The 9,504-nt window shown below is 69.0% G+C and carries 8 protein-coding genes; all 8 read left to right on the top strand.

The features are described 5' to 3' along the window. Window positions 1–837: carboxyl transferase domain-containing protein (locus AC3WRI_RS32400; RefSeq protein WP_492294957.1), on the top strand; the 837-nt coding region annotated here is incomplete at its 5' end. Window positions 838–879: 42 nt separating this feature from the next. Beyond that, window positions 880–1,776: a dienelactone hydrolase family protein gene (locus AC3WRI_RS32395; RefSeq protein ID WP_041687111.1), complete on the top strand. Its 897-nt coding sequence runs from the start codon at window positions 880–882 to the stop codon at window positions 1,774–1,776. Between the two features lie 38 nt (window positions 1,777–1,814). Next, window positions 1,815–2,603, top strand: a complete 789-nt coding sequence (locus tag AC3WRI_RS32390) for an enoyl-CoA hydratase/isomerase family protein (protein WP_492294955.1) — start codon at window positions 1,815–1,817, stop codon at window positions 2,601–2,603. A gap of 418 nt (window positions 2,604–3,021) precedes the next feature. Beyond that, window positions 3,022–4,422, top strand: coding sequence for an adenosylmethionine--8-amino-7-oxononanoate transaminase (bioA, locus tag AC3WRI_RS32385; protein ID WP_058698942.1), 1,401 nt, complete (start codon window positions 3,022–3,024; stop codon window positions 4,420–4,422). After that, complete coding sequence (gene bioF, locus AC3WRI_RS32380) at window positions 4,412–5,626, top strand: 8-amino-7-oxononanoate synthase (protein WP_010813269.1); 1,215 nt, start codon at window positions 4,412–4,414, stop codon at window positions 5,624–5,626. The genes bioA and bioF overlap by 11 nt, the downstream gene beginning before the upstream one ends. Continuing rightward, window positions 5,623–6,366: a dethiobiotin synthase gene (gene bioD / locus AC3WRI_RS32375; protein WP_439671160.1), complete on the top strand. Its 744-nt coding sequence runs from the start codon at window positions 5,623–5,625 to the stop codon at window positions 6,364–6,366. Before bioF ends, bioD begins: the two co-directional genes overlap by 4 nt. A gap of 19 nt (window positions 6,367–6,385) precedes the next feature. Then, window positions 6,386–7,417: a biotin synthase BioB gene (gene bioB / locus AC3WRI_RS32370; RefSeq protein WP_010813271.1), complete on the top strand. Its 1,032-nt coding sequence runs from the start codon at window positions 6,386–6,388 to the stop codon at window positions 7,415–7,417. 64 nt (window positions 7,418–7,481) lie between these two features. Further along, on the top strand, window positions 7,482–9,504 hold a 2,023-nt coding region (locus AC3WRI_RS32365; protein ID WP_492294953.1), incomplete at its 3' end, for an acetyl/propionyl/methylcrotonyl-CoA carboxylase subunit alpha.

Raw genomic sequence — 9,504 nt, 5'->3', positions numbered from 1 at the left:
CTGGCGCGCAATATCGTGCAGCACCTGAACCGCCGCAAGCCGGACCAGATCCGCCTGCACGAGCCGGTCGAGCCGCTCTACCCGGTGGAAGAACTGTACGGCGTGATCCCGACCGACACGCGCAAGCCCTATGACGTGCGCGAGGTGATCGCGCGCCTGGTCGACGGCTCCGAGTTCGACGAGTTCAAGGCGCGCTACGGCACCACGCTGGTGTGCGGCTTCGCGCGCATCTGGGGCTACCCCGTCGGCATCGTCGCCAACAACGGCATCCTGTTCTCCGAATCCGCACTGAAGGGCGCGCACTTTATCGAGCTGTGCTGTCAGCGCAAGATCCCCCTGGTGTTTCTGCAGAACATCACCGGCTTCATGGTGGGCCGCAAGTACGAGAACGAAGGCATTGCCCGCAATGGCGCCAAGATGGTGACCGCGGTCGCCACCGCGCAGGTGCCCAAGTTCACGGTGATCATCGGCGGCTCGTTCGGCGCCGGCAACTACGGCATGTGCGGGCGCGCCTATTCGCCGCGCTTCCTGTGGATGTGGCCGAACGCGCGCATCTCGGTGATGGGTGGCGAGCAGGCCGCCAGCGTGCTGGCCACGGTGCGCCGCGACGGCATCGAGGGCAAGGGCGGCAAGTGGAGCGCGCAAGAGGAAGAGGCGTTCAAGCAGCCGATCCGCGACCAGTACGAGCACCAGGGCCATCCGTACTACGCCAGCGCGCGGCTGTGGGACGACGGCGTGATCGACCCGGCGCAGACCCGCACCGTGCTGGGCCTGGGTCTTTCCGCGAGCCTGAACGCACCGATCGACGAGATGAAGTTCGGCGTGTTCCGCATGTAATCCCGGCCACGCCGCTACTGTCACATTACCGCCTTCCACCCCATGCGCAGCGTCGCCCGCCTGCTTTGCAGCCCAGCCCTGGTCACGGCGCTTGCCTTGCTGGCGCCGCTGTCGGGGCATGCGCAGAGCGCGAGCGGCAACGGCAATCCTGCGCCGCGCATGCGCTTCCAGGAGCAGGTGGTGATGCTGCCCAAGGCGGCGATCCCGTCGCGCATCGACCTGGAGGCCACGGTATTCAAGCCGGCTGGCGATGGGCCGTTCCCGCTGGTGGTGATCAACCACGGCAAGGCGCCGGGCCGGCCCGCGATGCAGGGGCGCGCGCGCTTTCCGGCGCAGAGCCTGGAATTCCTGCGCCGCGGCTACGCCGTGGTGCTGCCGATGCGGCAGGGTTTTGCGCGCTCGGGTGGCGCCTATGTGGGCGGCAGCTGCGACATCGAGACCAACGGCATGATGCAGGCCGACGATGTCGTCGCCACGCTCGACTTCATGGCCACGCAGCCCTATGTGGACATGGACCGCATTGTCGTGATCGGCCAGTCGCACGGGGGCCTGACCACGATGGCGTTCAGCACCATCGGCTATCCGGGGGTGCTGGGCGTGGTCAACTTCGCGGGCGGGCTGCGCAACCTGAACTGCGCGGACTGGGAAGAGCGCCTGGTCGATGCCTTTGCCAGCTATGGCGGCCTGGCGCGCTACCCGTCGCTGTGGGTGTACGGCGACAACGACAGCTACTGGCCGGTGCCCTTGCCCGGCCGCATGTTCAACGCCTTCAAGGCGCGCGCCACCGGTCCCGCGGCCAGATCGCGGCTGGTGGACGTGGGCGAGTTCGGCAACGACTCGCATCGCGTCTTCAGCGCGCGCGAAGGCATCCCGGTGTGGTTGCCTGAAGTCGGCAACTTCTTCCGCTCGCTGGGGCTGCCGTTCGACGCCGGGACCTGAACCGCACCAGACAACTTAATCCGCCAACGGAGCGAACCATGGAATTCACCGCCCTGACCGTCAATATCGCCAGCCACGTCGCCACCGTCACGCTGAACCGGCCCGATGTGCGCAACGCCTTCAACGAGACCGTGATCGCCGAGCTGACCGGCGCCTTCCGCGCGCTGGGCGACATGGACGAGGTGCGCGCCATCGTGCTGGCCGGCAACGGCCCTGCCTTCTGCGCCGGCGCCGACCTGAATTGGATGAAGAAGATGGCCGGCTATTCCGACGACCAGAACCGCGCCGATGCGCTGACCCTGGCGCAGATGCTGCACACCATCTGGTCGTGCCCGCGCCCGGTGATCGCGCGCATCCAGGGCGACACCTACGCCGGCGGCATGGGCCTGGTGGCCGCGTGCGATATCGCGGTGGCTGCCGAGCACGCGCACTTCTGCCTGTCCGAGGCGCGCCTGGGACTGCTGCCCGCCACCATCAGCCCGTATGTGATCCGCGCGCTGGGCGAGCAGGCCGCACGCCGCTACTTCATCACCGCCGAGCGCTTCGATGCCGCCGAGGCGCTGCGGCTGGGCTTTGTGCATGCGGTGGTGCCGGCCGGGGCTCTGGACGCCAAGGTCGCCGAACTGGCGACTGCGCTGGTGGCCAACAGCCCGAACGCCGTGCGCGAAAGCAAGCGACTGGTGCAGGACATCGCCGGGCGCGCGATCGACAACGACTTGCTGGCCGATACCGCGGACCGGATTGCAAAGATCCGGGCGTCGGAAGAGGGGCGTGAAGGGGTGAAGTCGTTCCTGGAGAAGCGCTCGCCGTCGTGGCGGCCGGCTTGAGGCAAAAGACTGGCTTACCGCTTGTTTGCTCCCCTCTTCCGCGCGCGGGAGAGGGGCTGGGGGAGAGGGCGGGCTTATGCCAAGCATGAGGCGCCTGACTTCGTGGGAAGGCCGGCCCTCTCCCCCCACCCCTCTCCCGCAGGCGGGAGAGGGGAGTTCCGTAGCAGCATGCGACAGCATGCCTCCGTAAATAAAGATTGCGTGTAGATCGCAGCACGCTAGCAACAAGAACAAGGCTTCATCATGGAAACATTCGTCAAGTTTCGCTAACGCGCCGCTAACTTGGAAATTCCATTGTCATTGCCAACCTGAAAGAGACATTCCTAACATGACCCTCCCCAACCTGTCCGCCACCGTCGCACTGCCCGGCCTTGCCGGCAACGGCGCGCGCGCGGACGGTCAACAAAGGAGGGCTACCTTGGATCACCTGTCCCTTTCCCCAGGCAGAGACGCGCAGGCACTCGGCCAGCGCAGCCGCAACGCCGTCTGGCATCCATGCACGCGGCTGCGCCCCGACGACGACGCGGTGCCGCTGGCGATCGTGCGCGGCGTCGGCCCGTGGCTGCATGATGCCGACGGCCGCCGCTATTTCGACGCCACCAGTTCGTGGTGGGTCAACCTGTTCGGCCACGCCAACCCGCGCATCAACGCCGCGCTGGCCAGCCAGCTGGAAACGCTTGAGCACGTGATGCTCGCCGGCTGCACCCATGCCCCGGCGGTGGAGCTGGCGGAGCGCCTGTCGGCGCTGACCGGCGGCGCGCTCGGCAATGTCTTCTACGCTTCGGACGGCGCCTCGGCGGTCGAGATCGCGCTGAAGATGAGCTTCCACTACTGGCGCAATACCGGCCTGCCTGCCAAGCGCGAGTTCGTCTGCCTGCGCCACGGCTACCACGGCGAGACCGTGGGCGCGCTCGCGGTGACCGACGTGGAAGTCTTCCGCGATGCCTATGATCCGCTGATCCGCCGCGCACACGTGGTGATGTCGCCCGACGCACGCCAGGCCGCACCCGGCGAGAGCGCTGCGGACGTGGCCGCCCGCGCCCTGGCGGAGCTGGAAACCCTGCTGCGCGAGCGCGCCGGCCAGATCGCCGCGCTGATCGTCGAGCCGCTGGTGCAGGGCGCCGCCGGCATGGCGATGTACGACCCGTCGTATCTGGATGGCGCGCGCGCTTTGTGCGACCGCTACCGGATCCACCTGATCGCCGACGAGATCGCGGTGGGCTGCGGGCGCACCGGCACCTTCTTCGCGTGGGAACAGTCGCGCGCCGGGGAGGCGCCGCTGCCCGCGCACCTGTGGCCCGACTTCCTGTGCCTGTCCAAGGGCATCAGCGGCGGCTACCTGCCGCTGTCGCTGGTGCTGTCGCGCCCGGAGATCCAGCGTGCCTTCGTCGCCGACGAGCTGGCCCGCAGCTTCCTGCATTCGCACTCCTACACCGGCAACCCGCTGGCCTGCCGCGCCGCGCTGGCCACGCTGGACTTGTTCGCGCAGGACGACGTGCTCGCGCGCAACCGCGAGCGCGCGCACTGGCTCGCCGACGGCATGGCCGCGCTGGCCGCCGACGCGCGCCTGCGGCACGTCCGCCAGCGCGGGCTGATCTGGGCCGCCGATGTGCGCGATGACGTCGCCGGCGCCGACTTTGCCGCGCGCTTCCATCACGCCGCGCGCGAGCGCGAGCTGCTGGTGCGCCCGATCGGCAATACGCTGTACGTGATGCCGCCCTACGTCTTCGATGCCGCGCAGGCACGCTGGCTGGGCGAGCAGATGATGGCCACGCTCGACGATGTGACCACGAGCGGGGAGGTGCGCCATGCTGCTTGAACAACTGAGGCGGGCCGCCGAACAGCGCCACGCGCTGGCCCTGACGCGCCGCCGCCGCGTTGCCCACACTGCCTGCGCGCCGCACCAGGCCGTGGGCGAGGACGGGTCCGAGCCGGAATCGCTGCTGACCTTCTGCAGCAACGACTACATGGGGCTGGCCAACCACCCGGACGTGATCGCCGCGCTGGTGGAAGGCGCGCAGCGCTATGGTGCGGGCAGCGGTGCCTCGCACCTGGTCAGCGGGCATTCGCTGGCGCACACCCAGCTGGAAGCGGAACTGGCGCGCTGGCTCGCCCCGCATATCCCGCATGCGTGCACGCTGTATTTCTGCACCGGCTACATGGCCAACATGGCGGTGCTGACCGCGCTGGGCACCGCGGGCGCCACGCTGTTCTGCGAGTCGCTCAACCATGCCTCGCTGATCGATGGGGCGCGGCTCGCGCGCGCCGACGTGCAGCGCTACCCGCATTGCGACACCGCCGCGCTGGAAGCGCTGCTGGCGGCCAGCACCAGCGAGCGCAAGCTGATCGTGACCGACAGCGTGTTCAGCATGGACGGCAATGTCGCGCCGCTGCGCAAGCTGCTGGAACTGGCCGAGCGCCATGACGCCTGGATCATTGTCGATGACGCCCACGGCTTCGGCGTGCTGGGCGAGCAGGGCCACGGCGTGCTGGAAGCGCTGGGGCTGTCGTCCGAGCGGCTGATCTATATCGGCACGCTCGGCAAGGCCGCCGGCGTGGCGGGCGCCTTCGTCGCCGCGCACGAGACCATCATCGAACACCTGGTCAACACCGCGCGGCCGTATATCTACACCACGGCCGCGCCGCCGGCAGTCGCGCATGCGCTGCTGGCCAGCCTGGCGATCATCGAAGGAGAGGAGGGCACGCAACGCCGCGCGCAACTGACGCGCTGCATCGGCATGCTGCGCGAGGGGCTGGCCCAGCTGGCTGCCATCGCGGGCTGGACGCTGGGCGACAGCGAGACCGCGATCCAGCCGCTGATCGTCGGCGACAACGGCGCCGCGCTGGCGCTGTCGGCCACGCTGGAGGCGGATGGCATCCGCGTCGGCGCGATCCGGCCGCCGACCGTGCCGGAAGGGACCGCGAGGCTGCGCATCACGCTGTCGGCCGCGCACACCGAAGACGATGTGCGGCGCCTGCTGGATGCCCTGAGCGCCGCCGTGGCGCAGCGGGAGGTCGCATGAGCACGCGTGCGCCTTTCGCCTGCTTTGTCACCGGCACCGATACCGGCATCGGCAAAACCCACGCCAGCGCCACGCTGCTGCATGCGCTCCATGCCGCCGGCTACCGCACCGCGGGCATGAAGCCCGTGGCCAGCGGCAGTGAGTGGCGCGACGGCCATTGGCACAACGACGACGTGGCGCAGCTGCGCGCCGCCAGCTCGGTGGCGGTGCCGCTGGGCCAGACCTGCCCGTTCCTGCTGCGCACCCCGTGCTCGCCGCACCTGGCCGCCGCGCACGAGGGCGTGCGCATCACGCGCGCGCCGGTCCGTGCCGCCTTCGACGCGCTGCGCCGGCAGGCCGATGCGGTGGTGGTTGAGGGCGTGGGCGGCTTCAATGTGCCGCTCGATGCAGGCGCGGTGCGCTGGAACACCGCCGACCTGGCGGTGATGCTGGCGGTCCCGGTAGTGATGGTGGTCGGCATCCGGCTCGGCTGCCTGAACCACGCCGTGCTGACCGCCGAAGCCATCCGCGCGCGCGGCCTGCCGCTGGCGGGCTGGATCGCCAACCGGGTCGACCCGGACATGCTGCTGGCCGACGAGAACATCGCCACGCTGCACGCGTCGCTGGACGCGCCTTGCCTCGGTGAATTGCCCTGGCAACTGGCGCCCGCCGCTGCCGCTGCCGCTGGCCGGCTCGACCTTGCGCCGCTGTTCGCCGCCGCCACCCAATACCAAGCCGAGGCCGCCGGCCTTGCTGCCTGAACCAGAATTCGCATCGATCATGACTCAAGCTCACACCGCTACCACCGTTACTACCGTTTCCGTCGATTCCCTGCGCCAGAGCGCGCGCTCGCACGCACTGCCCGATGACGCCGCGTGGCGCGTCGATGACGTTGCCGCGTTGTTCGCGCTGCCGTTCAACGACCTGCTGTTCCGCGCCCAGCAAGTGCACCGCGAGCACTTCGACGCCAATACCGTGCAGCTGTCCACGCTGCTGTCGATCAAGACCGGCGGCTGCGAAGAGGATTGCGGCTACTGCCCGCAGAGCGCGCACCACGATGCCGGCGTGAAGGCCGAAAAGCTGATGGCGCTGGACGAAGTCCTGGACGCCGCGCGCGCGGCCAAGGCCAATGGCGCCACCCGCTTCTGCATGGGCGCCGCCTGGCGCAGCCCCAAGGACCGCCACCTGGAGCCGGTGATGGACATGGTGCGCGAAGTCAAGGCCATGGGCCTGGAGACCTGCGTCACGCTGGGCATGCTCAAGGCCGAGCAGGCCCAGCAGCTCAAGGAGGCGGGGCTGGACTACTACAACCACAATCTGGATACCTCGCCTGAGTTCTACGGCAAGATCATCACCACGCGCACCTACCAGGACCGGCTCGACACAATCGGCCATGTGCGCGACGCCGGCATCAATGTCTGCTGCGGCGGCATCGTCGGCATGGGCGAGGCGCGCGAAGCGCGCGCCGGCCTGATCGCGCAGCTGGCCAATATGGACCCGTATCCGGAGTCGGTGCCCATCAACAACCTGGTCCAGGTCGAAGGCACGCCACTGGCGGGCACCGAGGCGCTGGACCCGTTCGAGTTCGTCCGCACCATTGCCGTGGCACGCATCACCATGCCGCGCGCCATGGTGCGCCTGTCCGCCGGCCGCGAGGCCATGGACGAAGCGTTGCAGGCGCTGTGCTTCATGGCCGGCGCCAATTCCATTTTTTACGGCGAAAAGCTGCTGACCACCGGCAACCCGCAGGCCGACCGCGATCGCGCCCTGCTGGCCCGCCTCGACATCCGCGCAGAGGGCTACGCGGGATGACGAGGTAAGGAAGCCCACCGGTAATCAGCTGGCTCGCCGTCCTGTCGAAAAACTAGGAGGAGCCATGTTCAGCAAGATCCTGATCGCCAACCGCGGTGAAATCGCCTGCCGCGTGGCCGCCACCTGCCGCCGGCTCGGCATCCGCACCGTCGCGGTGTACTCGGATGCCGACGCCGACGCGCGCCACGTCGCCTTCTGCGACGAGGCCGTGCATATCGGCGGCGCGGCCGCGCGCGACAGCTACCTGCGCGCGGACCACATCATCGAGATGGCGAAGGAGGCCGGCGCCCAGGCCATCCACCCGGGCTACGGCTTCCTGTCCGAGAACGAAGCCTTTGCCGAGGCCTGCGCCGCGGCGGGGCTGGTCTTCATCGGCCCGCCGGCGTCCGCCATCCACGCGATGGGCAGCAAGAGCGCGGCCAAGCAATTGATGGAGAAGGCCGCGGTGCCGCTGGTGCCCGGCTACCACGGCGAGGACCAGGGTCCGGCGCTGCTGCGCCGCGAGGCCGACCGCATCGGCTACCCGGTGCTGCTCAAGGCCAGCGCAGGCGGCGGCGGCAAGGGCATGCGCGTGGTCGAGTCGGGCGACGCCTTCGAGGCCGCGCTGGCCTCGGTCAAGCGCGAGGCCAGCGCCAGCTTTGGCGATGACAAGGTACTGGTGGAGAAGTACCTGACGCGCCCGCGCCATATCGAGATCCAGGTGTTTGCCGATACCCATGGCAACTGCGTCTACCTGTTCGAGCGCGACTGCTCGGTGCAGCGCCGCCACCAGAAGGTGCTGGAAGAAGCCCCCGCGCCAGGCATGACCGAGGCGCGTCGCCGCGCCATGGGCGAAGCGGCGGTGGCCGCGGCCAAGGCGGTCGGCTATGTCGGCGCCGGCACGGTGGAGTTCATCGCCAACCAGGACGGTTCGTTCTACTTCATGGAGATGAACACGCGCCTGCAGGTGGAGCACCCTGTTACCGAGATGATCACCGGGCAGGACCTGGTCGAATGGCAGCTGCGCGTCGCCGCCGGCGAAGCGCTGCCGCTCACGCAGGACCAGCTGCGCATCGACGGCCACGCCCTGGAAGCACGCATCTACGCCGAGAACCCCGACAAGCAGTTCCTGCCATCAACCGGCACGCTGCGCTTCCTGCGCACGCCGCCGGCGGTGCAGTTCATGCGCGGTGAGGATGTGCACGGCCCGGCCGGCATCCGCATCGACGCCGGCGTGCGCGAAGGCGACACCATCAGCCCGTTCTACGACCCGATGATCGCCAAGCTGATCGTCTGGGGCAAGGACCGCGACGAGGCGCTGGCGCGCATGCGCCAGGCGCTGGCGTCGTATCACGTGGTGGGGTTGTCGACCAACGTGGCCTTCCTGCAGCGGCTGGTGTCGTCCCAGGCGTTCCGCACGGCGGACCTCGACACCGGCCTGATCGAGCGCAACGAGAAGGTCTTGTTCCCGCCGCCGGCGCCGGTCGGCCTGGAAGTCATCGCGCTGGCGGTGGCGGCGCTGTTCGACCGCGAGGCCCGCGAGCGTCGCATCGACGCCGCCGACCAGCATTCGCCGTGGACCCATGGCGGCGCGTGGCGGCTGAACGGCGGCGTGTCGCGCACGCTGCGCTTCGGCTATGGCGAGCAGGTGCTGGAGGTGACGCTGAGCACCAATGAGCGCGGCAGCACGCTGATCTATGCGGACCAGGCGGCGCCCTTTGCCTGCACCTGCCAGGCCGACGATATCCGCATCAACCTCGGCACCCGGCGCGCGCACGGGCAGGTGCATGCGGATGGCGAGACCTTCCACGTCTTCTATGCCGGACGGCATGTGAGCCTGGCCTGGCTCGATCCGTTGGCCCATGCCGGCGAGACCGAAAGCGAAGGCGGCAAGCTCACTGCGCCGATGCCCGGGAAGGTCATTGCCGTGATGGTCGAGGCTGGCAGCACCGTCACGCGCGGCACGCCGTTGCTGGTGATGGAGGCCATGAAGATGGAGCACACCATCAGCGCACCGGTGGACGGGGTGGTGAGTGAGGTGCTTTACCGGGTCGGGGAGCAGGTTGTGGAGGGGGCGCAGCTTCTGGCGTTCGAGGGGAAGTCGGGGG

This window comes from Cupriavidus sp. FW305-27 (assembly GCF_058787995.1).
This window is presented reverse-complemented; position numbering and strand designations above follow the sequence as displayed.

What these genes read in the sequence shown, in the direction of transcription:
- bioF (WP_010813269.1), top strand. Translation starts at nt 4,412, where the DNA reads ATGCTGCTTGAACAACTGAGGCGGGCCGCCGAACAGCGCCACGCGCTG.
- AC3WRI_RS32395 (WP_041687111.1), top strand. Translation starts at nt 880, where the DNA reads ATGCGCAGCGTCGCCCGCCTGCTTTGCAGCCCAGCCCTGGTCACGGCG.
- AC3WRI_RS32390 (WP_492294955.1), top strand. Translation starts at nt 1,815, where the DNA reads ATGGAATTCACCGCCCTGACCGTCAATATCGCCAGCCACGTCGCCACC.
- bioB (WP_010813271.1), top strand. Translation starts at nt 6,386, where the DNA reads ATGACTCAAGCTCACACCGCTACCACCGTTACTACCGTTTCCGTCGAT.
- bioD (WP_439671160.1), top strand. Translation starts at nt 5,623, where the DNA reads ATGAGCACGCGTGCGCCTTTCGCCTGCTTTGTCACCGGCACCGATACC.